Here is a 21,771-nt window from a genome sequence, read left to right on the forward strand (position 1 = left end):
AGGGATGAGGGGTGGATGTAGCCATGCAGTTGCGCGCATTGATGTATTTCGATGAACTCGTCCGCACCAATTCCATGCGTGCGGCGGCAGAAAACCTGAACGTCGCGCCAACGGCGGTGAGCCGACAGATCGAAAATCTCGAATATTATTTCGGTTCTCCGCTCGTGGAGCGCTCCAGCCGTGGCGTGAAGCTCACGGCTGCGGGCGAGTTGCTGGCGGCGCGCGCTGGAAAGACGCTGCGCGAACTCGATCACGTTCATCAGTTGATCGACGATCTCAAGGGCTTGCAGCGCGGGCGCGTGACGATCTATGCCAACGGCGCGACGGTCGCGAACTTGCTGGCACCTGTACTGGCGCAGTTCAGCCTGAGATATCCCAAGCTCCGTTTTGCGGTGAACATCACCAGCGCCCGGCAGGCGCTGGACGCCTTGGGAGCGGCGGAAGCCGATCTCGTGGTCAGCCTGTTTGCGCCCAAGGTATCGGGTGTAAAGGTCCGTTCCCGCACCCGTATCAGCTACGATGTTATTCTGCCTGCGGGCCATCCGCTTGCGGCGCAGGCGGAGATTTCGCTGAAAGAACTGGCGTCCCTGCCGCTTGCCCTGCCGGACACGAGTTTTGCGGCGCGACAGGCCTTCGACGCGCTGTTTGCCGATGCCGGTGTTGAACTCGATCCTGTTTTTATCACCAGTTCGCTGGAAATGCTGAAGGAGCTTGTGCTCGGCAATGCTGCTGCCACGCTTCTGCCGTCGCTTACGGTGGCGCGGGAAATCCGCAGCGGCCAGATGATCGCCGTTCCGCTTGCCGGAAAAAAGGGTATTCACACCCAGATCGAACTGTGCGTGGCGCCAGACCGGCAGCTTTCCTTCGCCGCCTCCAAGCTTGCCGATTTCATCGAGCGCTTCATGCGCGAGGCGACTGCGGGTTGAGATCACCCGAGCTTTTGCTTCTCCCGAACGCCTCTGAAACTATTTCAGGCGTCTCCTCGTCTTTTGCTGCGTCCCCATTGAGGGCGCCGAGCCTTAAAGGGCGCAACCTGCGTCTGGGCTATCGGAAGGAGGAGAATTTGTCATGTCCAATCTCGCAATTCGTCTCGCCACCTGTGCAGCCATCGTCGTGATGGCCGGTTCAACCGCTTATGCCGCAAATCCCAAGGTCGGAGGAGCAGCGATGTATGAAAACAAGAACATCGTTGAAAACGCCGTGAACTCCAAAGATCACACCACGCTGGTGGCGGCGGTGAAAGCGGCGGGTCTGGTGGAAACGTTGCAGGGCAAAGGGCCGTTCACCGTTTTCGCGCCCACCAATGAAGCCTTCGCAGCACTGCCGAAAGGTACTGTCGACACGCTTCTGAAGCCCGAAAACAAGGCGCAGCTGACCAAGGTTCTGACCTGCCACGTCGTTGCGGCAGATGCCCTGTCCAGCGCAATCGAAAAAATGATCAAGGACGATAACGGCACGCATGACGTCAAGACCGTCGGCGGCTGCGTGCTGAAGGCCAAGAGCAGCATGGGCAAGATCACGCTGAGGGATGAAAACGGCAACGTCGCGCAAGTGACTATTGCCGATGTCAAACAGTCCAACGGCGTTATCCACGTCATAGACAAGGTTCTTCTGCCGAAGATGTGATCCGCACTTTCAGAGCGTTTCCAGTCAAAACGCGTAGCGGTTTTGCGTCCGGACAATGCCTGAAACCAAGAATACAGAGCACGTGCGAAGGCTTCGTTTGAACTGGGAATGCTTTTGAAGCCGCTCTAGGGAGCGGCTTCTTTTTGCAGGATGGGTTACGGGGAGATACCCGCCATCCATATATGTTGCCATCACATAGCAGGCAGGATGGCGATGTCGCGGATCTCGGTTTCCAGACCGCCAACCGCGCCCACTTCCGTTGCTGCACCCGTCTCAAGGTTGATGCTGTAGAGCGTTTTATTCGCAACGAGATATGCGTTGTTCTTGCCGCCTTCCATGCCCTGAATGTCGAATGCGTAGGTTGCCGGCATTTCCTTGATTCCAAGCTTGCCGATTGCCTTTAGCGTGCCATCGTTCGGCTTGGTCTGCTGGATCAGCGCGCCGATCGTGGCGTCGATGTTGTACATCGCGGTCTTTTCCGGCTTGCCGATGGAGTTGGTATAGGCGGCCGCAACGATGTTCGGTGTTTCACCCTTGTGCATGTCGCCATCCTCGTAGGCCAGCGTGCCATCGACGGTCACGGCACCGGTGTCGGGGTGAACGCGGTGGTTCGTGGTTCCGGTCATGAAGCGCAGGCGGTCGGCCATGGGGTTGAAATCGACAACCACGGGTGCGTCCGTCAGTGTCAAAGTCTTGTCCATCTTCGCCACCTCTGTTGCAGCGCCGCTGTCGATATCGATGGTGACGATGCGGTGATCTGGCGTGACGCCGATAACCGTCTTGGTGCCGGGGCGGAAATCGATGCCGATCAGTTTGTCGACGCCGGTAACATCAACCTTTTTGCTGACAGTGGGCTTTTCCGTGTCGAAAACAACAAGCGTCCTGTCGCCGGTCAGGCCAACCGCGGGGGCTGCGAAAACGGAGGTGGCCGAAAGGGTTAGCGCAGCAGCGGAGGCGATCAAAGCGAAACGGGTGGTGTTCATGTCTATCTCCCTTGGTTGTTACAACGGAAGCGAACCGGCGTTTGCATCTGGCGATGCTTCCAGTCTGGTGACACCTGGGGAGAGGCGTTTGGATGCAGCATGCGAAATTTTTTTTGCCGTGCATCCGAATGGCTGGTTTAAATGTATAGGTTGAAAGAGCGTGATGGCCGTTACGGTCGGGGAGGTCATGGGACATATGCTGATTGGCTCGGTAACGGATGAACTCGAAACTGCTCTGGCCGCCTGTGCCAAAGGCGAGCGTGCCGGGCTGAGGCTCATATACGAGCGTGAGGCAGGACGTCTTGTCGCCGTTGCACAGCGTATTGTCCGCCGCCGCGATCTTGCCGAGGAGGTCGTCCAGGAGGCTTTTATCCGTATCTGGACCCACGCGCACCAGTTCGTGCCCGGCCGCGGGTCTGCGCGCGGATGGATTTACGCCGTCGTCCGCAACCGCGCGCTCAACGTGCTCCGCGACGGTAAACGTGAATACACCGATGAGGAAATAGAGGCGCTGCAGGATGCGGAGCAGGCGAGCGAACTCATTGCCGCGTGGCACAGGCTGGATCGCCAGTCGCGATTGCATGAGTGTCTTGCCTCTCTGGACGACCTCAAGCGTCGTGGCATCCTCATGGCCTATATCGGCGGTTATACGCATGGCGAGATCGCCGGACGACTGAAAATTCCCCTTGGCACCGCGAAATCCTGGATAAGGCGCGGCCTCCTGATGCTGCGGGAGTGCATGGCATGAAATTCGAACGCAGCGATATCCCGACACTGGCTGACGAATACGTGCTCGGTTTGCTCGAGAGTGCAGAGGCGGCGGAAGTCGAGGCTGAGATGGAAAAAGATGCCGGTCTGATGGCAGCCGTTGCCGCAAGTCGCGAGCGTTTTCTTCCCCTCGATACAGCCGTTGATCCGGTCGCGGTCGGCGGTAGCCTGTGGGAGAAGATCGAAAGCCAGCTTCCGGCGCGGCAGACCGTAGCGGCAAGCCCCTCGCTTTTGACCCCTGCCAACGAAAACAAAAGGAATGGATGGCGCGGTGCCGCTATCTCCGCCATCGCCGCATGCCTGTTGTTGTCAGCGGGGCTTGCCTTCAGTCTGATGCGCACCGTCGAGCCGCTGGTCATTGCAGTTCTGGTGAACGAGTCGGGTGAGGTTCAGGCCGTTGTCGAGGATTTCGGAAACGAAAATGCGAGTGTCAGGCTGCTGGCTGATTTCTCCGTGCCTCTGGACAAGACCATACAGGTCTGGACGCTGCCGTCGCGTGAGATGGGGCCGGTATCGCTCGGTCTGATCGAGGATGCCCGCTCGGTAAGTCTTTCCGGACCGTCCCTGCCCAGGCCGCAGAATGGCCAGCTTTATGAGTTGACGCTCGAGAACACGGGCGGTTCGCCGACCGGGCGTCCGACCGGGCCAATTCTGGCAAAGGGCTTTGCAAAAATGCCACGGTGAGAGGCTGCCAGCCGTTGGTATTCAGTGAGATGTCGTGTAGCGATTTCGGCTACGCACCGCACACAAAATTGACGATTGTGTGTGCGCGTGCAACATGACACTGTTTTTGCAACGGGCGGTTTGGGAAGGGCAAAAATGCCTCGGCCGCCAGACAGGGGACATTGATGCTACGCAATTATTTCTCGGATTCGATGAGAGTGATGCGTCGTGCCGCGCTGACGCTGGCGCTTGGTACGGCGCTTGCAATGCCGCTATTTTCCGCGAACGCCGAAGCGGCGGCGAAGAACGCCATCGTTCTCGGCATGGCAGTCGAGCCTGCGGGCCTCGATCCGACGATTGCCGCCCCGGTCGCCATCGGTCAGGTTACATGGCAGAACGTCTTTGAAGGTCTGGTGACCATCGACAGCGCCGGAAAAGTGAAGCCGCAGCTCGCCGAAAGCTGGGAGATTTCCGCTGACGGCAAGACCTATACCTTCAAACTGCGTCAGGGCGTGACCTTCCACGATGGCGAGTCATTCGATTCCTCCGTTGCAAAATTTTCGCTCGACCGGGCGCGCGGTGAAGCCTCAGTCAATCCTCAGAAGCGCTTCTTCGCCTCCATTGACGCCATTGAAACGCCGGATGCGGCAACACTCGTGTTGAAGCTCAAGCAGCCTGCAGGCAGCCTCATCTACTGGCTCGGCTGGCCCGCTTCCGTCATGGTTGCGCCAAAGAGCGCTGAGAACAACAAGACGACGCCTGTCGGTACCGGCCCGTTCAAGTTCGCCAGCTGGAGCAAAGGCGACAAGGTGGAACTGGAAAAGAACCCGGCTTACTGGGACAAGGCCGTTTCGGTGAAGCTTGAAAAGGCGACCTTCCGTTTCGTTTCCGATCCGCAGGCGCAGGCCGCTGCCTTGAAATCCGGTGATATCGATGCCTTCCCGGAATTCGGCGCGCCGGAACTGATGTCTTCCTTTGATGGTGATCCACGCCTCGGCACCTTCGTAGGCAACACCGAGCTGAAGGTCGTTGCGGGCATGAATAGCGCCCGCAAGCCCTTCGATGACAAGCGGGTGCGCCAGGCGCTGATGATGGCGGTGGATCGCGCTACGGTCGTCGAAGGTGCATGGTCCGGCTTCGGCACGGCCATCGGCAGCCATTATACACCGAACGACCGTGGTTACATCGATACCACCGGCGTGCATGCTTATGATGCGGAGAAGGCCAAGGCGCTGCTTTCGGAAGCCGGTTATCCCGATGGCTTCAGCTTCACCATCAAGGCGCCGCAGATGGCCTATGCGCAGCGCACCTCGCAGATATTGCAGGCGATGTTTGCGGAAATCGGCGTGACGATGAATATCGAAACCACCGAATTCCCGGCAAAATGGGTGGCGGATGTGCTCAAAGGCGCGGATTACGACATGACCATCGTTGCGCATGCCGAACCGATGGACATCGATATCTATGCGCGTGATCCGTACTACTTCAACTACAAGAACCCGGCCTTCAATGAGATCGTCAAGAATGTCGAGATGACCGCGGACGCTGGCGAGCAGGAAAAGCTCTACGGCGAAGCGCAGAAAATTCTCGCCGAGGATGTTCCTGCCCTTTATCTCTTCGTGATGCCGAAGCTCGGCGTCGGGGACAAGAAGGTCAAGGGATTGTGGGAAAACGAGCCGATCCCCTCCAACGTCTTGACTGATGTACATTGGGAAGAGTGACCTTTGTTGTGAATGGTAAGGCGTACTCTTCTCCTCATTCCTGTGCTCGTCACAGGAATCCAGCCAGCCCAAGTCCTTGGGCTGAAAATACTCTTCTCGCCGCGCAGACGCGCGTCGACTGGATTGCCGTGACGGACACGGGAATGAGGGGAGGGGCGCACCTGACGGTGAAGACTTATCGGCGCGTGACAGGTAACGAAATCGCGCAAGAAATGAGGGCCAGATGATTGCCGTCATTCTCCGGCGTCTTGCCAGCCTCCTCGTCACGCTGCTTGCCGTGTCTCTCATCATCTACTTGGTCATGGGGTTGCTGCCGGGTGATCCGGCGGCGATCATGCTCGGCACGTCCGCCAGCCCCGATACACTGGCAGCCCTGCAGAAAGAGATGGGCCTCGATCAGCCGCTGGCCCTGCGTTACCTGCATTGGCTTGGCGCGGTTTTTCAGGGCGATTTCGGCGAGTCCTATACCTACGGTGTGCCGGTCGCGGGGCTGATCTTCGAGCGGCTTGCCGTCACGCTACCCCTGGCGCTGATGGCCGTCTGCCTGTCGATCCTCATTGCCATTCCGCTCGGCGTGGCAGCGGCGCGCAACCGCAATGGCGCGCTGGATTTCGGCGCGGGGCTGTTTTCGCATATCGGCATTGCCGTGCCGGGCTTTTGGGTCGGCCTGCTGCTGATCCTCTTCTTTTCCACCATGCTGGGCTGGATGCCGGCGGGCGGCTTTCCGGGCTGGCAGGCCGGTTTCGGTGCCGCCTTTACGGCCCTGGTCCTGCCCGCCGTGGCATTGGCGCTCTCTCAGGCTGGCGTTTTGACCCGTGTCTGTCGCTCGGCGGTGCTGGAAGTCATGAACGAGGATTTCGTGCGCACCGCCCGCGCCAAGGGGTTGAGCGAGCGCGTGGCGCTTTGGCGGCATGCGGTGCCAAATGCGATGATCCCGGTCGTTACCATGATCGGCCTGCAATTCACCTTTCTGATTGCCGGCGCCGTTCTAGTGGAAAACGTCTTCAACCTGCCGGGGCTCGGGCGGCTTGCCTATCAGGCGCTGACGCAGCGCGATATCGTCGTCATGCAATCGGTGGTGCTATTCTTTTCCGGCCTCGTCATCGTCATGAATTTCGTCGTCGATATCGCCTATCTGTTTATCGACCCACGGCTGCGGGCAGGTGCGCGATGATGAAAACGATCCGCCGACGCCCCGCTTTCCTCCTTGGCCTTGCCGTCACCGCGTTTCTTGTGGCGGTTGCCCTTCTGTCGCTCGTCTGGACGCCGGTGTCTCCGACGAAGATGCAGATTGTGCAGAAACTCAAGTCACCGTTCGCCTATGGTGGTTTCGGCACAGATCATTTCGGTCGGGACGTTCTGTCCATGCTGATGGTCGGCGCTTGGAATTCGCTGTCGACCGCCGTTGCCGCCGTTGCCATCGGTGCTTTCATAGGAACGCTGGTCGGCGTGACTGTCGCTGCCCTTCGCGGCTTCACCGAAACCGCGGTCATGCGCATCTGCGATATCATCTTCGCGCTGCCGCCCATCCTTTCTGCGATGATGCTCGGCGCTTTCATCGGTACGGGCCGCTTCACGGCCATCATTGCCATCGCGACCTTCATGGTGCCGGTGTTTGCCCGCCTGACGCTGGGTGCCGCCTTGCAGATCTGGGCGCGGGAATACATCACGGCAGCAACGAGCATCGGCCAGAACCGGGCGAAGATAACCGTTTTCCATATCGTGCCAAACATATCGAACCAGATCATCGTGCAGGTGACGATCCAGCTCGGTCTGGCGATTCTGACGGAGGCCGGATTGTCGTTCCTCGGGCTTGGCATGCCGCCGCCCGCTGCCACCTGGGGCCGTATGCTGGCCGATGCGCAGACCTATCTCGGTGCTGCTCCCTGGCTTGCGATCATGCCCGGCCTTGCGATTGCCCTTGCGGTCTTCGGCTTCAACCTGCTCGGCGATGGTCTTCGCGATCTACTCGATCCACGCGACACGAGCTGAATGGCTTTACGCCCATTCCATCCCATTTTTCTGTTTGTTTTTGACGAGACGAATCCCATGACCGATCTCCATCAGCTCAACACGCTCGAAATTCTGTCGCTCTACGACGAGAAAAAGCTGTCGCCGTCTGAATATTGGCAGTCGGTGGAAAAGCGTATCGAAGCGTTCGAACCGGCCGTCAATGCGCTCTATGCCTATGACCCGGAAGATGCCCGGGCACAAGCGCAGACGTCGACAGAGCGCTGGCAAAAGGGCGAAACGCTTGGCGCGCTCGATGGCATTCCGGTATCGCTGAAGGAACTGATCGCCACCAAGGGCCAGCCGATCCCGCTTGGCACCAAGGCCGTGGAACTGGTTCCCGCTGCCGAGGATGCGCCGGTGGCCGCCCGTTGCCGTGAGGACGGGGCGATCATTTACGCAAAGACGACCTGCCCGGATTACGGCATGTTGTCGTCCGGCCTTTCGAGCTTCCACAAGCTCAGCCGCAATCCCTGGGATCCGACGCAGAACCCCGGCGGTTCCAGCGCCGGTGCTGCATCCGCCGGTGCTGCCAGCTACGGCACGCTGCATATCGGCACGGATATCGGCGGTTCGGTGCGGCTTCCGGCCGGTTGGACCGGTCTTTTCGGCTTCAAGCCCAGTCAGGGCCGCATTCCGGTCGATCCCTACTACACCGGCCGTTGCGCTGGACCCATGACCCGCACGGTGGTGGACAGCGCCTATGCCATGGCCACGCTGTCACGGCCCGACTGGCGCGACGGCACATCCTTGCCGCCCAATGATATCAACTGGATGGACCTCGATATCGATGTGAAGGGGCTGAAGATCGGCCTGATGCTGGATGCCGGTTGCGGACTGACGGTCGATGACGAGGTGCGTGAGGCGGTACTGTCGGCCGCGAAACTGTTCGCGGAGGCCGGCGCAATCGTCGTTCCGGTGGAGCCGGTCTTGACCCGTGACATGCTGGACGGTCTGGATGATTTCTGGCGGGCGAAATTCTGGGGTGATATTTCGCTTCTGAGCGAGGAACGCCGCGCTTCGATCCTGCCCTATATCTACGAATGGGCGGTCAAGGGAGCGGAGGTCACCGGCGCCCGCGCCGCCTTTGGTTTCAATCAAACGATGGAAATGCGCAAAAGCTGCGGACGGTTGATGCAGACGGTCGATGCGGTGATTTCGCCGACCAACCCCATCGTCTCCTATCCGGCGGACTGGGCTTCGCCCACCAACGATCCGCAGCGGCCGTTCGAACATATTGCTTTCACCGTGCCGTGGAACATGTCGGAGCAGCCGGCATCCTCGATCAATTGCGGGTTCTCGAAATCCGGCATGCCTATCGGCCTGCAGATCGTTGGCCCCCGTTACGCAGACCTCTTTGTACTCAAGATTTCCAAGGCGTTCGAGGACTGGACCGGCGGCGTGAAAAACTGGCCGCAGCCGCCAAAGGTCCGCTGATCTCTCCTTTATCGCGCGTGTAGTAACGCCATAATACCCGCATCCGTGTTCCTCCTGTTAGCCTGCTTTCGGTATTCGATACGGGAGGAACAGTCATGCCGAAAAAGATACTGATGATCACCGGCGATTTCGCCGAGGATTACGAAACCATGGTGCCTTTCCAGACGCTTCTGGCGGTGGGCCACACGGTCCATGCCGTCTGCCCCGGCAAGAAGGCGGGCCAGACGATTGCCACCGCCATTCATGATTTCGAGGGCGACCAGACCTATTCGGAAAAGCGGGGCCATAACTTCGCGCTCAACGCCACCTTTGCCGATATCAAGGCTGTGGATTACGATGCGCTGGTCATTCCGGGCGGTCGTGCGCCGGAATATCTGCGCCTCAATGCTGATGTGCTGGCAGCGGTGAAACACTTCTTCGATGCCGACAAGCCGGTCGCCGCCGTCTGCCACGGTGCGCAATTGCTAGCCGCCGCCGATGTCCTGAAAGGCCGGACATGTTCGGCCTATCCGGCCTGCCGCCCGGAGGTGGAACTGGCGGGTGGCATCTATGCCGATATCGCCATCGATGCGGCCGTTACAGATGGCAAGCTGGTGACGGCGCCCGCCTGGCCCGCTCATCCAGCCTGGCTCAGCCAGTTCATGGCCGTTCTCGATAAATAAGGTGAAAGGGGCGGGGCTTTTTCCGGCCCCGTTTCCCGTCTATCTTCTGATCATGGTGAGGGAGGAAACCATGTGCAAGCTGTTCATCAAGGCAGACCCGACGCTTTGGGAAAGCCATACCCGATCTCTCAGGATCGACGGCATGGTGACGAGCGTCAGGCTCGAAAACTTCTTCTGGACGACGCTGGACGAAATCGCCCGTCGCGATGGTATGAACAGCGTGCAGCTCATCGCAAAACTCTACAACGAGTCGATCGATGCCGGTCACGACCTTGGTAATTTCACCTCGTTCCTGCGGGTGTGCTGCGGGCGTTATATGGCCTTGCAACTTTCCGGAGATATCCCTGTTCGGAGCGATATTCCGATTGCCGCACTGGATGCCGACAGCATTCTCGATGCGGAAAAGGTGAACTACCACTAATCCGCAGCCTCATACTCTACGTCATCCTCGGGTCAAGCCCGAGGATGACGCAGGAGAGGTTCTGCGCGTTTCTTCAATTCTTCAGCGCACGCGGGTCGAGTGCATCGCGCACTGCATCGCCGATATAATTGACGCTGAGAACGGTGAGAGAGATCGCCAGCCCCGGCCACAGGACGCGTGAAGGCGTGAGTTGCAGGAAGTTCGCGCCATCGAACAACAGGCGTCCCCATGTCGGGAAGTCGGACGGGAATCCGAGGCCGAGGAAGGAGAGCGCCGATTCCGTGATGATAGCCGAGGCGATGCCGAGCGTCGCTGAAACCATGATGGAACTCAGGACGTTGGGCAGGATGTGCTTGAGGATGATGCGGTATTCGCGCATTCCGCTCGATTTCGCCGCCATGATGAATTCCTGGTTCTTGATCGTCAGTACATCGCCGCGCACGATGCGGGCGGTGTGCATCCAGCTGGTTATGCCGATCACGAAGACGATCAGGATGAAGATGCCGCTTTCCGGTCCGAAGGCGGCGCGCAGCGTATCGCGAAACAGCATGATGATCACGAGCAGCAGCGGCAGAAGCGGCAGTGCGAGGAACAGGTCCGTCAACCGCATCAGCGGCCCGTCCAGCCGGCGGAAGTACCCGGAGAGAACGCCGACGAGCGTTCCCAGAACCAGCGCCAGCAGCATGGCGGTGATGCCGACGGCAAGCGAGATGCGCCCGCCCGCCAGAACCTGCGCCAGCATGTCCTTGCCTAGGTTATCCGTGCCGAACGGATGCGCCAGCGAGGGCCACTGGTTGCGGTCCTTCACGTTGAGGGCGTTGGGGGCGACCGTGTGGATGTAAGGCCCGACATAAACGGCAAGCAGGATGAACACGAAGACGATCAGCCCGACCACGCCGCCCTTATGGGCGCGGAACTGCTTCCAGATGTCGGCCAGTGCGGACTGGGTAGGGGTGGGGGCAACGGCTGGCGCTGCAACGGTGGCGTCAGTCATAGCGGATCCTCGGGTCAAGAATGCCGTAGAGAACGTCGGCGATCACATTGAAGAGAACGATCAGCACGGCAAAGATGAAGGTCAGGGTCTGCACCAGCGGAATATCTGCGCCCTGCACGGCGGTAATCAGCAGCTGCCCGAGCCCGTTCACGCGGAAAATCTGCTCGGTGATGATCGCGCCGGAAAAGATCGTCGGAACGCCGAGCGCGATGACCGTCACCACAGGAATGAGACTGTTGCGCAGCACGTGCACCAGCAGGACGGCCTTTTCCTTGACGCCCTTGGCGCGGGCGGTGCGCACATAGTCCTGATGCAGGTTGTCCAGCATGGAGGCGCGCACGAAGCGGCTGATCTGCGAGACGTTATAGAGTGTCAGCACCATGACCGGCAGGAACATCTGCTTCACCTGCGCCACGAAGCTCGCCCAGTCCGTGACCCTGAGATTGGTGTCGTAGACGGAGGGGAACCATTGCAGGTTGGAGCTGAAAATCACCACCAGCAAAACGCCGGTGAAGAAGGTGGGAACCGAATACCCGACCATCGAGACGAAGGTGCCGATCTGGTCGAAGATCGAATATTGCTTGTAGGCCGAGATCACCCCGATCGGGATCGCCAGCAACGCGCCGAACAGATAGGCAAGGCCGACGACCCAGAGCGTCTGCGGCATGCGCTGGATGACGAGATCGACAACCGGGCTGCGGGTCGCCCATGACAGGACGCGGGTGCGTTCGCCATCACCGATCTGCCAGCCGGTCAGCTTTTCGAAAAGGTTCAGCGGTTCGTTGATGAAAAACTGCTGCAGCCACAACAGGTAACGGATCAGGAAGGGCTGATCGAGGCCGAGGGAAGCGCGGATCTGTTCGCGAACTTCCGGCGGAATGGTGAGCGGCAGGTCGCCGGTCGGATCGTTGGGCGCGAGATCTAGCAACGCGAAAATGACGAAGCTGATGACAAGCAGCGTCGGCACGGCAAAAGCAAGCCGTCGGAGCGTAAAGGTAAACATGGGAAAGTCTCCAGACCGTCAGAGCGGGATGGCAAAGCGCCGGTTCCCTCAAGGGAAACCGGCGCGTCCTGCATCTTACTTCTTGCGGGACCAGTCAGCGACGTTCCAGAGTTCCGAATCCCAGGCGTTCATGCGAACGCCCTCGAGCGTCAGCGAATGCGACGAAACGCTGCCTCGGTGGATCAGAGGAATGTGCGCGCCTTCTTCCGTCAGCATGTCGTTGGCCTGCTTCGTCAGTTCGGCGCGTTTTGCCAGATCGGCGGTCTTGGAGAGTTCACCCACCAGCTTGTCATATTCCGGGTTGCAGTAACGCGGAATGTTCTGGCCCTGCCAGCCGGTTTCCGGACGCGGAATCTTGTCGCACAGCCATTCCGCCAGATATTTTTCCCCATCCGTGCCGTCGAAGTTATTGGTGTACATTTCAACGTCGGCATAGAATTTCTGGAAAGTGTCCGGGCTTGCCGGGTCGCCACCGAAGAAGACGGAGGCAGAGACGTTGCGCAGTTCAGCACCGACGCCGATCTGCGACCACATGTCCTTGACAAGTTCCTGCGTTGCCTGACGCACGGAGTTGGTGGAGGTCTGGTAGAGGAAGGAAAGCTTCACGCCGTTCTTGGCGCGGATGCCGTCGGAACCCTTTACCCAGCCTGCGTCGTCCAGCAGCTTGTTCGCACCTTCGAGATCCTGCTTCAGGCACCAGCTGTCGTTTTTGGTCGATGCGATCGCTGCTGGAGCAGGAACGATGTTGCAGGTCGGCTGACCGCCTTCGCCGTAACCGGCTTCGTCGATGATTTCGCGGTCGATGGCGAGCGACAGCGCCCGGCGAACGGCCGGATCGGAGAGGGCCGGATGCGGGCCTGCCTCCTTGGTGGAGCGCTTGTCACCAAGCGACGGATCGGCGTTGTACCAGTTGAGGTTGATACGTTCGACCTGCGTGCCGAAGGCGGTTTCCAGCTTGCCCTTGCCTGCGGCAACCATGGTCGCCAGAATTTCCGGCTCAACCTGCATGTTCCAGGCATAATCGTATTCGCCAGTTTCCAGAACGGCGCGCGCCGCGGAGGCCGCGTCACCGCCGCCCTTCAGCGTTGCAGTCGCGAAGGCAGGCTTGCTCGGGTCGCGGTAATTGGGGTTGGCAACGTAGCTGATGACGTCGTTCGGCTTGAAATCCTTGACGACGAATGGGCCGGTGCCGATCGGGCCGAAGTTGGCGGAGGTGCAGCCCGGAGCGGCCGCGCCGACGCAGTTTTCGAACTGCTTCTTCTGGATGACCGGAGACTGTGCGCCGACGAAGGCGGAATAGGGGTATGGCTTCGGCTCGGTGAAGGAGATCTTCACGGTGTACGGATCGAGAGCCTCAACGGATTTGACGCCCTCATACTGGGCAGCCTGTGCACAACCGCCATCGGGTGCGGTGCAGTATTTCCAGGTGAAGATCACGTCGTCTGCCGTGAACGGGGTGCCGTCGGACCACTTCACGTCCTTTTTCAGCTTCCAGGTCATGCTGAGCAGGTCTTTGGCGACGCCGCCGTTGTCGACTGTTGGGATTTCGGTCACAAGCATCGGAACAAGCTCACCTTTTTCGTCGTAACGCGCCAGCGGCTCGATGACCATGGAGGAGCTGTAGACCTCTTTCGTGCCACCCGAAAGATAGGGATTGAGCGTCGATACGGCCTGCCAGAACAGGATTTTCAGCTCGCCGTCACTGCCGCGCTCGGCGTGGGCGGCGGAGCCTGCCAAGGCCAAAGCCGCAACCGTGCTGGCAAAGAGAACGCTACGCTTGTTCATTGTATTTTCCCCTTTTTTGATTTTATCCGTTTGAATGTCTGGACGCCTTTCCTCAAGCGTCACATGCAAAGCCTGTTTATTTAAGTATTTGACTTTACTCGGAAATATTCCGTGCATTCTCCCTGATGCTATTGTTGGATTTTTTGAAATGCAACCCCCAAAGTTTCAGAGATGAACAAAAATTGTGCCATCGTGTTTCGGGCCTATTTTTCGCGCATGCAGCAAAATTCACACTTGCAAAACGGAAATTTCCCATCGCAATATGCCAACCAACAACCCGGCGGGGAACAAAAAAAGGAAAAACGGGAATGCCGATATTGAACCGAGTGGCCGAAATGCAGGAAGAAGTTGCCGGCTGGAGGCGCCACCTGCATCAGACTCCGGAACTGCTTTACGACGTGTTCGAAACCTCGAAATTCGTGGCGGAAAAACTGCAATCCTTCGGGTGCGACATCGTGGAAACCGGCATCGGCAAGGCCGGTGTCGTGGGTATCATCAAGGGGCGGCACGGCGATGGCCCGACCATCGGTTTCCGCTCCGACATGGATGCGCTGCCGATTCTGGAAACCAGTGGCAAGCCATGGGCGTCGAAGACGCCGGGCAAGGCGCATTCCTGTGGCCATGACGGTCATACCGCGATGCTGCTCGGTGCTGCGCAATACCTTGCCGAAACCCGCAATTTCAAGGGTTCCGTCGCGGTGATCTTCCAGCCTGCGGAAGAGGGCGGTGCTGGCGCGCTTGCCATGCTCAATGACGGCATGATGGAAAAATTCGGCATCAGCCAGGTTTACGGCATGCACAACGAGCCGGGCATTCCGGTGGGCAATTTCGCCATCCGCAAGGGTTCGACCATGGCGGCGGCGGATAGCTTCGAGATCACCATTACCGGGCGCGGCAGCCATGCCGCAGCGCCGCACCTGTCCATCGACCCGGTGTTGACGTCCGCTCACATCATCATCGCGCTGCAATCCATCGTTTCCCGCGAGACGGATCCGCTGAAGTCGCTGGTCGTGACCGTGGCGACCACCCATGGCGGTACGGCATCCAACGTCATTCCCGGCGCTGTGACGCTGACGGGCACGGTGCGTACGCTTCTGCCGGAAACGCGCGATTTTGCTGAAAAGCGCCTGAAGGAAGTGGCGACCGCTACGGGCCTGGCACATGGGGCTACGGTGGAGGTGAGGTATGACCGCGGTTATCCGGTCACTTTCAACCACGCCGACGAGACGGAGTTCGCAACGGGCGTCGCCATGGGCGTGGCCGGCACGAATGCGGTCAACACCAATCCCAATCCGCATATGGGCGCTGAAGATTTTTCCTACATGCTGGAAGCGCGCCCCGGCGCGTTCATCTTCATCGGCAACGGCGATACGGCGGGCCTGCACAACGCCGCTTACGACTTCAACGACGACGCACTGCCTTACGGCATCAGCTACTGGGTTTCGATGGCCGAAACCGCGCTTGCTGCGTAAGTTCAATGGCGGCCCCGTGGCCGCCTTCTGCTTTTCAGGAGATCGGCATGCTTTTGGCGGCAACGTCCATGGAACACACCGGCGGCTCGGTAACACCGGTGCTGTCCGTCCAGAATATGACCACCTCTTTTCGCGTCGATGGCGCATGGAAACCGGTGGTGCGTAACATGAGCTTCGAGATCGCGCCCCGGGAGACGGTGGCCATCGTCGGTGAATCGGGTTCGGGAAAATCGGTGACGTCGCTGTCTATCATGCGCCTGCTCGACAAGAAATCGAGCCGCATCGAGGGCAAGGTCATGCTGGGCGGACGCGATCTCCTGGCCTTGCCGGAAGAGGAGATGCGCCAGGTCCGCGGCAAGGACATTTCGATGATCTTCCAGGAGCCGATGACGAGCCTCAACCCGATCTTCCCGATCGGCAAACAGATTGCCGAGGCTCTGACGGTGCATCAGGATATTTCCGCCTCTGCCGCAAAGGCGGAGGTGATCCGCCTCCTGGAAAAAGTGCGCATTCCCAATGCGAAGAACCGGTTCGACGAATATCCGCATCAGTTTTCCGGCGGTATGCGCCAGCGCGTGATGATCGCCATGGCGCTCGCCTCAAAGCCGAAGCTCTTGATCGCCGACGAGCCGACCACGGCGCTGGATGTTACCATTCAGGGCCAGATTCTCGACCTCATCAAGACCCTTCAGGAAGAAGAAGGCATGTCCGTTCTGTTCATCACGCATGACATGGGCGTGGTGGCGGAAGTGGCGGATCGGACCATTGTCATGTTCCGTGGCGATGTGGTGGAAACCGGCGCGACGGACGACATCTTCCATCGCGGCAACCACCCTTATACCCGTGCGCTTTTGTCTGCCGTGCCCAAGCTCGGCTCTATGAAGGAGCGCGTGCTTCCCGCGCGTTTCCCCATCATCGACATCAAGACCGGCGAGAGTCAGCCGATTGTCGAGGTCAAGGATACGGTATCGAAGGCTCGCACGCCGATTTTGGCGGTGAAGGATCTGACGACCCGTTTCGATATCCGCTCCGGCCTGCTCGGACGCAAATCGGGCGCGGTGCATGCTGTCGAGAAAGTCTCCTTCGATCTGGCGGAGGGCGAAACGCTGTCTCTGGTGGGCGAATCGGGCTGCGGCAAATCCACGACGGGCCGTTCGATCACGCGTTTGATCGAGCCGACCTCCGGCAATGTGACGCTGGACGGCTACGATGTCATGAAACTCGATAAGACGACATTGCGCACCATGCGCCGCAGCGTGCAGATGATCTTTCAGGATCCCTTCGCCAGCCTTGACCCGCGCATGAGCGTGGGGGCCGCGATCATGGAACCGTTTATCGAACATCGGCTTGGATCGAAGGGTGAGGCGCGAGAAAAGGCCGCCGATCTCATGGGCAAGGTCGGCCTCAGCGCCGATATGATGAAGCGTTTCCCGCACGAATTTTCCGGCGGTCAGCGCCAGCGTGTGGCGATTGCCCGCTCGTTGATGCTCGACCCGAAGGTCATTGTTGCGGATGAGGCGGTGTCGGCGCTGGACGTTTCGATCAAGGCGCAGGTCTGCAACCTGTTGCTCGATTTGCAGCAGAGCCTCAATCTGGCTTTCCTGTTCATTTCGCACGACATGGCGGTGGTCGAGCGCGTCAGCCACCGCGTCGCCGTGATGTATCTGGGTGAAATCGTCGAGATTGGCCCACGCGCCGCCGTCTTTGACAATCCGCAGCATCCCTATACGAAGAAACTGATGTCGGCTGTCCCGGTGCCGGACCCGTCGCGGCGTCAGATGAAGCGCAACATGGCCACGGACGAGATCAAAAGCCCGATCCGACCCGTGGACTACATCGCGCCGCAGCGCCAATATCGCGAGGTTTCCCCCGGCCATCTGGTGCAGGAAGCAGCGTGATTTGAGTGGACCGAGAGTGGGGCGCCGCGCCTCACTCTCGATGTCATCGTCGGACCTGATCCGAAGCCTGACGAGATGAAGTCCGGGGTCGCGGGAGCTCAAGCCAGTCTTCTCGCCATCAAGACGATCCTAGGGATTCTCCACCGCGAACAGATTGTCGGCCATGAAATCCACGAACACGCGGATTTTTGGCGAAAGATAACGGCTTGTTGGCCAAAGCACCCGGAAGACGCCTGCTTCTGCCGTGAAGTCTTCGAGTATCGTGACCAGCCTGCCTTCACCTATCTGCTGAGCCACGGCGAAATGCGGCAGGCACGTCACGCCAAAACCATTCTCGGCAAGATGGATGAGCGGCTCAAGTGTGCTGGCTATCGTGGTCGCCGGCAGCGCGATGCGCAGGTCTTTGCCGTCTCGAGATAATGGCCACGGCTCCAGTTTGCCCGAGTTGGCGTATCGGTGGTGCAAGCAACGATGACGCAGCAGGTCTTCAGGGATTTGCGGCATGCCTTCTTCTTCGAGATAGGCGGGCGAAGCGACTATGCGGTGCGTGAAGGCGCCAAGCTTTCGGCTCATCAACCGGGTATCACGCACCTCGCCTGTCCGGACAACGGCATCGAAACCTTCTTCGATCACGTCAACGAGGCGGTCGGTAAAGTCAAGGTCGAGCCTGATTTCGGGATAAGCTTTCATGAAAGCCGATATCGCCGGCATCAGCAGCATTCCTGTCAACGGAAAACTCACGCGCAAAAGGCCGCTGGGCTTGCTGTGAGATCTTGAAAGCTGCGCCTGCGCCGTATCCAGTTCGGACAGGATGCGACGGCAGGTGTCGAGAAAGAAGCTTCCTTCCTCGGTCAGTGTCATGCTGCGCGTCGAACGATGGAAAAGACGCACACCCATCTCCTGCTCAAGACGCGCTATTGCCTTGCCGACGGCCGAGCTTGAGAGGCCCAGTCGTTGAGCGGCGGCGACAAAGCTGCCACCCTCGGCCGTTTGAACGAAGATACCCAACGTGCCAAGCTTATCCATATCGGTCCTATTCAGGAATATTATTCCGCTCTCATCGGAATACGCGACCATTTATCGCCTATCGTGTCATCGATATCCAGTGTGGCGCGGCAACCAGTGCCGATTTTCATGAAAGGAAAGCATATGGATACGAAGTTCACCGCCGGGTTCTCCGTCGCACCGAAGCCGACAACGTTTATCGTCAACGTTATTCACGCCCATCCGGGCAAGCAGGATGAGGCGTTTGAGATCATTCAGGATGTGGTTCACTATGTGGCAGAAAGAAAGGCTGGATTTCTCTGGAGCAATCTGGCCAAGAGCACGGATGGACTGACCGTGGTCAACATTGAAGCAATCCAGGATGCAGGTAACGTCGACGAATTCTTCTCCGATCCGGTTTTTGTCGAGAAATTCCGCAGGCTTGATACGGTCTCAACCAGCGAATTCCATGCCTATAACGTTGGTGATCTGGTTCTGCCCAAACTGGCAGTTTGAACGCGATAAGCTGTTCATCCCCCACGAGCGGTAAACTCGTCACCGTGTCGCCATCGCTTCGCCGATGGCGACCATCCCTCTCAATGCTGCCGCACAGGAGAGAAAACAGGCGACGTGGCGGTGTCTTACTCTCCAGATTTTGCCCCACCGGACATTCCCGCGGGCCCTCACGCGTTTGACACGCGGCCTCAAATAATGTCAGCACATGTCGAGGACATACGGACAAGGGCAGCGAGATGGCCAAACGAAGCGAGGCGGCACACGGGCGGCTGGATGATGCGGCGCGGGCAGGGTGGCTTTATTACGTCGCCGGTCGCACACAGGATGAGATTGCCGCTGCCATGGGCATTTCCCGCCAGTCGGCGCAACGCCTCGTATCGCTTGCGGTGGCGGAGCGGCTTATCAAGGTACGGCTCGATCACCCCATCGCCGCCTGTCTCGAAAAATCGGAAAAGCTGAAAGAGCGTTTCGGTCTGAAGCATGCCGAGGTGGTTCCGAGCGACCCGGCGGGTGTGTCCTCGACTGTCGGTATCGCCGAGGCGGGTGCTGCCGAAATCGAGCGCTGGCTGAAAAGCTCCGATCCCATCGTGCTGGCCGTTGGCACGGGGCGCACGCTCAAGGCGGCGGTGGATCAGCTGCCGCCGATGGAATGCCCGCAGCACCGCATCGTGTCGCTCACCGGTAATATCGGGCCGGACGGATCGGCGGCCTATTACAACGTCATCTTCTCCATGGCAGACGCCATCAAGGCACGGCATTTCCCCATGCCGCTGCCGGTCCTTTGTTCTTCGGCCGAAGAGCGCGAATTGCTGCACGATCAGTCCATGGTGCGCTCCACCCTTGCGCTGGGGGCTGCGGCGAATGTCACTTTCGTCGGTGTCGGCGAACTGGGTGAAAACGCGCCGCTCTGCGTCGACGGCTTTCTCGGTGTGGACGAGATGAAGGCGCTGATGGCAAGCGGCGCCGTCGGAGAGATCTGCGGCTGGATGTACGATGCGAACGGCCGGGTGCTGGAGCATTCCGTCAATGAGCGGGTGGCCTCCGTTCCCATCCCCTCGCGGCAGACCTGCACCGTTATCGGCCTGGCTCAGGGACCTCGGAAGCAGGCCTCGATTCTGGCCGCGCTGCGAGGCGAGCTATTGAACGGCATCATCACCGATGAAGTGACGAGTGAATATTTGCTCACTAATTGAGCAAAAATTATATCAATAAAATCAAATGTCTAGTTTTTCCATGTGCGGCGCAGCACAGGACGTGGCTTGACTTTTGTTGTTTTGAGGTGAGTAAATGCCCTAGAGCAAAGCGAATGCTCAATAATTCTTCTGGGAGGAAGATATGACGTTGAAGACCATTTTGCTGGGCGCCTGCTCGGTTCTCGCCTTTTCCACCCTCGCTTCTGCAGAAACGCTCACGATCGCCACCGTGAACAACGGCGACATGATCCGCATGCAGGGGCTGACCTCCGACTTCACCACCAAGAACCCCGACATTCAGGTTGAGTGGGTCACGCTTGAAGAAAACGTGTTGCGTGAACGCGTCACGACCGACATCGCAACCAATGGCGGCCAATACGACATCATGACCATCGGCAACTACGAAGTGCCGATCTGGGCCAAGCAGGGCTGGCTTCTGCCGCTCGAGAAACTTGGCGACACATACGACGTGGACGATCTTCTGCCTGCCATCCGTGGCGGTCTTTCCGCCGAAGGCAAGCTTTACGCAGCGCCTTTCTACGGCGAATCCGCAATGATCATGTACCGCAAGGATCTGTTTGAAAAAGCCGGTCTGAAGATGCCTGAAAACCCGACCTGGGAGTTCATCGGCGATGCGGCCCGCAAGATCACCGACCGCTCCGGCGACATTAACGGCATGTGCCTTCGCGGCAAGGCCGGCTGGGGTGAGAACATGGCGTTCATCACCGCGCTCACCAACTCCTTCGGTGGCCGCTGGTTCGATGAGAACTGGAAGCCCCAGTTCGATCAGCCGGAATGGAAGAACGCCCTGCAGTTCTACGTCGATCTGATGAAGGATGCAGGCCCGTCCGGTGCATCGTCCAACGGCTTCAACGAAAACCTCACGCTGTTCCAGCAGGGCAAGTGCGGCATGTGGATCGACGCCACCGTTGCGGCATCCTTCGTGTCCAACCCCAAGGACTCTACGGTTGCTGACAAGGTTGGTTATGCGATCTTCCCGACTCAGGGCGAACTGAAGAACCATGGCAACTGGCTGTGGTCGTGGAACCTGGCGATCCCGAAGAGCTCCAAGAAGTCGGAAGCTGCTGAAAAGTTCATCGCCTGGGCGACCAGCAAGGAATACACCGAACTCGTCGCTTCCAAGGAAGGCTGGGCTAACGTGCCTCCCGGCACGCGCACCTCGCTTTACAAGAACGCCGAATATGAAAAGGCGGCTCCCTTCGCCAAGCCGACGCTTGCCGCAATGGACGCTGCCGACATCACCAAGCCTACCGTCAAGCCGGTGCCTTACACCGGTGGCCAGTTCGTAGCGATCCCTGAGTTCCAGGCGCTCGGCACCACGGTCGGTCAGCTGTTCTCGGCGGTTGTCGCCGGTCAGTCGAGCGTTGACGATGCACTGGCGGGTGCCCAGTCCACCGCAACCCGTGAAATGACCCGCGCCGGTTACATCAAGTAATCCTCCCGAAGATCGCTGTCCGGCAGGCTTGCCGGGCAGCGACACCTGCGGGGTACCTGTCAGGGTATGCCGGGTCTCCAGAGCATTTCCAGCAAAAGTCGAAACCGGTTTTCCGTCCGGAAATGCGAAAAACAAAAAGAGACCCGGCTGCCACCCGATCCAATCAATAAGAAAAAACG

20 protein-coding genes are annotated in these 21,771 nt (G+C 59.2%); 15 read left to right on the top strand and 5 right to left on the bottom strand.

The window, feature by feature from the left end; translation table 11 throughout:
- Positions 1-23: 23 nt before the first annotated feature.
- Both N7578_RS07330 and N7578_RS07335 read left to right on the top strand, forming a co-directional pair.
- Positions 24-926, top strand: a complete 903-nt coding sequence (locus N7578_RS07330; protein ID WP_311109618.1) for a LysR family transcriptional regulator — start codon at positions 24-26, stop codon at positions 924-926.
- Positions 927-1,068: 142 nt separating this feature from the next.
- On the top strand, positions 1,069-1,626 hold the full coding sequence (locus N7578_RS07335) for a fasciclin domain-containing protein (protein ID WP_422646674.1): 558 nt from the start codon (positions 1,069-1,071) through the stop codon (positions 1,624-1,626).
- A 191-nt stretch (positions 1,627-1,817) separates the two neighbouring features.
- Here N7578_RS07335 and N7578_RS07340 read toward each other — a convergent pair whose 3' ends face one another.
- Entirely contained in the window at positions 1,818-2,609 is a 792-nt protein-coding gene (locus N7578_RS07340) for a DUF4394 domain-containing protein (RefSeq protein ID WP_311109619.1), read from the bottom strand.
- Between the two features lie 196 nt (positions 2,610-2,805).
- Between N7578_RS07340 and N7578_RS07345 the strand changes: the two genes are divergently transcribed.
- The 8 genes from N7578_RS07345 to N7578_RS07380 all read left to right on the top strand — a co-directional run bounded on the left by N7578_RS07345 (position 2,806) and on the right by N7578_RS07380 (position 10,291).
- Positions 2,806-3,357 (top strand): sigma-70 family RNA polymerase sigma factor, encoded by a 552-nt coding sequence (locus N7578_RS07345; protein WP_311110083.1) that lies wholly within the window; start codon positions 2,806-2,808, stop codon positions 3,355-3,357.
- The gene (locus tag N7578_RS07350) at positions 3,354-4,061 is read left to right on the top strand and encodes an anti-sigma factor domain-containing protein (RefSeq protein ID WP_311109620.1); all 708 of its coding nucleotides are present in this window, start codon (positions 3,354-3,356) and stop codon (positions 4,059-4,061) included. Before N7578_RS07345 ends, N7578_RS07350 begins: the two co-directional genes overlap by 4 nt.
- 164 nt (positions 4,062-4,225) lie before the next feature.
- The gene (locus tag N7578_RS07355) at positions 4,226-5,761 is read left to right on the top strand and encodes an ABC transporter substrate-binding protein (RefSeq protein ID WP_311109621.1); all 1,536 of its coding nucleotides are present in this window, start codon (positions 4,226-4,228) and stop codon (positions 5,759-5,761) included.
- A 223-nt stretch (positions 5,762-5,984) separates the two neighbouring features.
- Entirely contained in the window at positions 5,985-6,935 is a 951-nt protein-coding gene (locus N7578_RS07360) for an ABC transporter permease (RefSeq protein WP_311109622.1), read from the top strand.
- Positions 6,932-7,753 carry an ABC transporter permease gene (locus tag N7578_RS07365; RefSeq protein WP_311109623.1) on the top strand — a complete coding sequence of 274 codons (822 nt, stop codon included), beginning with the start codon at positions 6,932-6,934 and terminating at the stop codon, positions 7,751-7,753. Before N7578_RS07360 ends, N7578_RS07365 begins: the two co-directional genes overlap by 4 nt.
- Positions 7,754-7,810: 57 nt before the next feature.
- Positions 7,811-9,208, top strand: coding sequence for an amidase (locus tag N7578_RS07370; protein ID WP_311109624.1), 1,398 nt, complete (start codon positions 7,811-7,813; stop codon positions 9,206-9,208).
- Positions 9,209-9,303: 95 nt separating this feature from the next.
- Positions 9,304-9,870: a DJ-1/PfpI family protein gene (locus N7578_RS07375; protein WP_311109625.1), complete on the top strand. Its 567-nt coding sequence runs from the start codon at positions 9,304-9,306 to the stop codon at positions 9,868-9,870.
- 70 nt (positions 9,871-9,940) lie between these two features.
- On the top strand, positions 9,941-10,291 hold the full coding sequence (locus tag N7578_RS07380) for a ribbon-helix-helix domain-containing protein (protein ID WP_311109626.1): 351 nt from the start codon (positions 9,941-9,943) through the stop codon (positions 10,289-10,291).
- A 73-nt stretch (positions 10,292-10,364) separates the two neighbouring features.
- Here the strand turns inward: N7578_RS07380 and N7578_RS07385 are convergent, their stop codons facing one another.
- The 3 genes from N7578_RS07385 to N7578_RS07395 all read right to left on the bottom strand — a co-directional run bounded on the left by N7578_RS07385 (position 10,365) and on the right by N7578_RS07395 (position 14,073).
- Positions 10,365-11,285: an ABC transporter permease gene (locus N7578_RS07385; RefSeq protein ID WP_311109627.1), complete on the bottom strand. Its 921-nt coding sequence runs from the start codon at positions 11,283-11,285 to the stop codon at positions 10,365-10,367.
- Positions 11,278-12,288, bottom strand: a complete 1,011-nt coding sequence (locus tag N7578_RS07390; RefSeq protein WP_311109628.1) for an ABC transporter permease — start codon at positions 12,286-12,288, stop codon at positions 11,278-11,280. Before N7578_RS07390 ends, N7578_RS07385 begins: the two co-directional genes overlap by 8 nt.
- Before the next feature lie 75 nt (positions 12,289-12,363).
- On the bottom strand, positions 12,364-14,073 hold the full coding sequence (locus N7578_RS07395; RefSeq protein ID WP_311109629.1) for a peptide ABC transporter substrate-binding protein: 1,710 nt from the start codon (positions 14,071-14,073) through the stop codon (positions 12,364-12,366).
- Between the two features lie 308 nt (positions 14,074-14,381).
- Between N7578_RS07395 and N7578_RS07400 the strand changes: the two genes are divergently transcribed.
- Positions 14,382-15,545, top strand: a complete 1,164-nt coding sequence (locus N7578_RS07400) for a M20 aminoacylase family protein (RefSeq protein WP_311109630.1) — start codon at positions 14,382-14,384, stop codon at positions 15,543-15,545.
- 47 nt (positions 15,546-15,592) lie between these two features.
- The gene (locus tag N7578_RS07405; protein ID WP_311109631.1) at positions 15,593-17,443 is read left to right on the top strand and encodes an ABC transporter ATP-binding protein; all 1,851 of its coding nucleotides are present in this window, start codon (positions 15,593-15,595) and stop codon (positions 17,441-17,443) included.
- Between the two features lie 129 nt (positions 17,444-17,572).
- On the opposite strand, the gene N7578_RS07410 is transcribed toward N7578_RS07405, so the two are convergent.
- Positions 17,573-18,469 (bottom strand): LysR family transcriptional regulator, encoded by an 897-nt coding sequence (locus N7578_RS07410; protein WP_311109632.1) that lies wholly within the window; start codon positions 18,467-18,469, stop codon positions 17,573-17,575.
- Positions 18,470-18,592: 123 nt separating this feature from the next.
- Between N7578_RS07410 and N7578_RS07415 the strand changes: the two genes are divergently transcribed.
- From N7578_RS07415 to N7578_RS07425, 3 genes are all read left to right on the top strand, one after another.
- Positions 18,593-18,943: an antibiotic biosynthesis monooxygenase gene (locus N7578_RS07415; protein ID WP_311109633.1), complete on the top strand. Its 351-nt coding sequence runs from the start codon at positions 18,593-18,595 to the stop codon at positions 18,941-18,943.
- Positions 18,944-19,179: 236 nt separating this feature from the next.
- Positions 19,180-20,136, top strand: coding sequence for a sugar-binding transcriptional regulator (locus tag N7578_RS07420; RefSeq protein WP_311109634.1), 957 nt, complete (start codon positions 19,180-19,182; stop codon positions 20,134-20,136).
- 142 nt (positions 20,137-20,278) lie between these two features.
- The gene (locus tag N7578_RS07425; protein WP_311109635.1) at positions 20,279-21,592 is read left to right on the top strand and encodes a sugar ABC transporter substrate-binding protein; all 1,314 of its coding nucleotides are present in this window, start codon (positions 20,279-20,281) and stop codon (positions 21,590-21,592) included.
- Positions 21,593-21,771 lie beyond the last annotated feature (179 nt).

It is taken from the genome of Agrobacterium tumefaciens (assembly GCF_031801495.1).
Classification (GTDB): Bacteria; Pseudomonadota; Alphaproteobacteria; order Rhizobiales; family Rhizobiaceae; genus Agrobacterium; species Agrobacterium tumefaciens_K.

Excerpts from the sequence above, each read along its gene's own strand:
- N7578_RS07330 (WP_311109618.1), top strand. The coding sequence starts at position 24 with ATGCAGTTGCGCGCATTGATGTATTTCGATGAACTCGTCCGCACCAAT.
- N7578_RS07335 (WP_422646674.1), top strand. The coding sequence starts at position 1,069 with ATGTCCAATCTCGCAATTCGTCTCGCCACCTGTGCAGCCATCGTCGTG.
- N7578_RS07340 (WP_311109619.1), bottom strand. The coding sequence starts at position 2,609 with ATGAACACCACCCGTTTCGCTTTGATCGCCTCCGCTGCTGCGCTAACC.
- N7578_RS07345 (WP_311110083.1), top strand. The coding sequence starts at position 2,806 with ATGCTGATTGGCTCGGTAACGGATGAACTCGAAACTGCTCTGGCCGCC.
- N7578_RS07350 (WP_311109620.1), top strand. The coding sequence starts at position 3,354 with ATGAAATTCGAACGCAGCGATATCCCGACACTGGCTGACGAATACGTG.
- N7578_RS07355 (WP_311109621.1), top strand. The coding sequence starts at position 4,226 with ATGCTACGCAATTATTTCTCGGATTCGATGAGAGTGATGCGTCGTGCC.
- N7578_RS07360 (WP_311109622.1), top strand. The coding sequence starts at position 5,985 with ATGATTGCCGTCATTCTCCGGCGTCTTGCCAGCCTCCTCGTCACGCTG.
- N7578_RS07365 (WP_311109623.1), top strand. The coding sequence starts at position 6,932 with ATGATGAAAACGATCCGCCGACGCCCCGCTTTCCTCCTTGGCCTTGCC.
- N7578_RS07370 (WP_311109624.1), top strand. The coding sequence starts at position 7,811 with ATGACCGATCTCCATCAGCTCAACACGCTCGAAATTCTGTCGCTCTAC.
- N7578_RS07375 (WP_311109625.1), top strand. The coding sequence starts at position 9,304 with ATGCCGAAAAAGATACTGATGATCACCGGCGATTTCGCCGAGGATTAC.
- N7578_RS07380 (WP_311109626.1), top strand. The coding sequence starts at position 9,941 with ATGTGCAAGCTGTTCATCAAGGCAGACCCGACGCTTTGGGAAAGCCAT.
- N7578_RS07385 (WP_311109627.1), bottom strand. The coding sequence starts at position 11,285 with ATGACTGACGCCACCGTTGCAGCGCCAGCCGTTGCCCCCACCCCTACC.
- N7578_RS07390 (WP_311109628.1), bottom strand. The coding sequence starts at position 12,288 with ATGTTTACCTTTACGCTCCGACGGCTTGCTTTTGCCGTGCCGACGCTG.
- N7578_RS07395 (WP_311109629.1), bottom strand. The coding sequence starts at position 14,073 with ATGAACAAGCGTAGCGTTCTCTTTGCCAGCACGGTTGCGGCTTTGGCC.
- N7578_RS07400 (WP_311109630.1), top strand. The coding sequence starts at position 14,382 with ATGCCGATATTGAACCGAGTGGCCGAAATGCAGGAAGAAGTTGCCGGC.
- N7578_RS07405 (WP_311109631.1), top strand. The coding sequence starts at position 15,593 with ATGCTTTTGGCGGCAACGTCCATGGAACACACCGGCGGCTCGGTAACA.
- N7578_RS07410 (WP_311109632.1), bottom strand. The coding sequence starts at position 18,469 with ATGGATAAGCTTGGCACGTTGGGTATCTTCGTTCAAACGGCCGAGGGT.
- N7578_RS07415 (WP_311109633.1), top strand. The coding sequence starts at position 18,593 with ATGGATACGAAGTTCACCGCCGGGTTCTCCGTCGCACCGAAGCCGACA.
- N7578_RS07420 (WP_311109634.1), top strand. The coding sequence starts at position 19,180 with ATGGCCAAACGAAGCGAGGCGGCACACGGGCGGCTGGATGATGCGGCG.
- N7578_RS07425 (WP_311109635.1), top strand. The coding sequence starts at position 20,279 with ATGACGTTGAAGACCATTTTGCTGGGCGCCTGCTCGGTTCTCGCCTTT.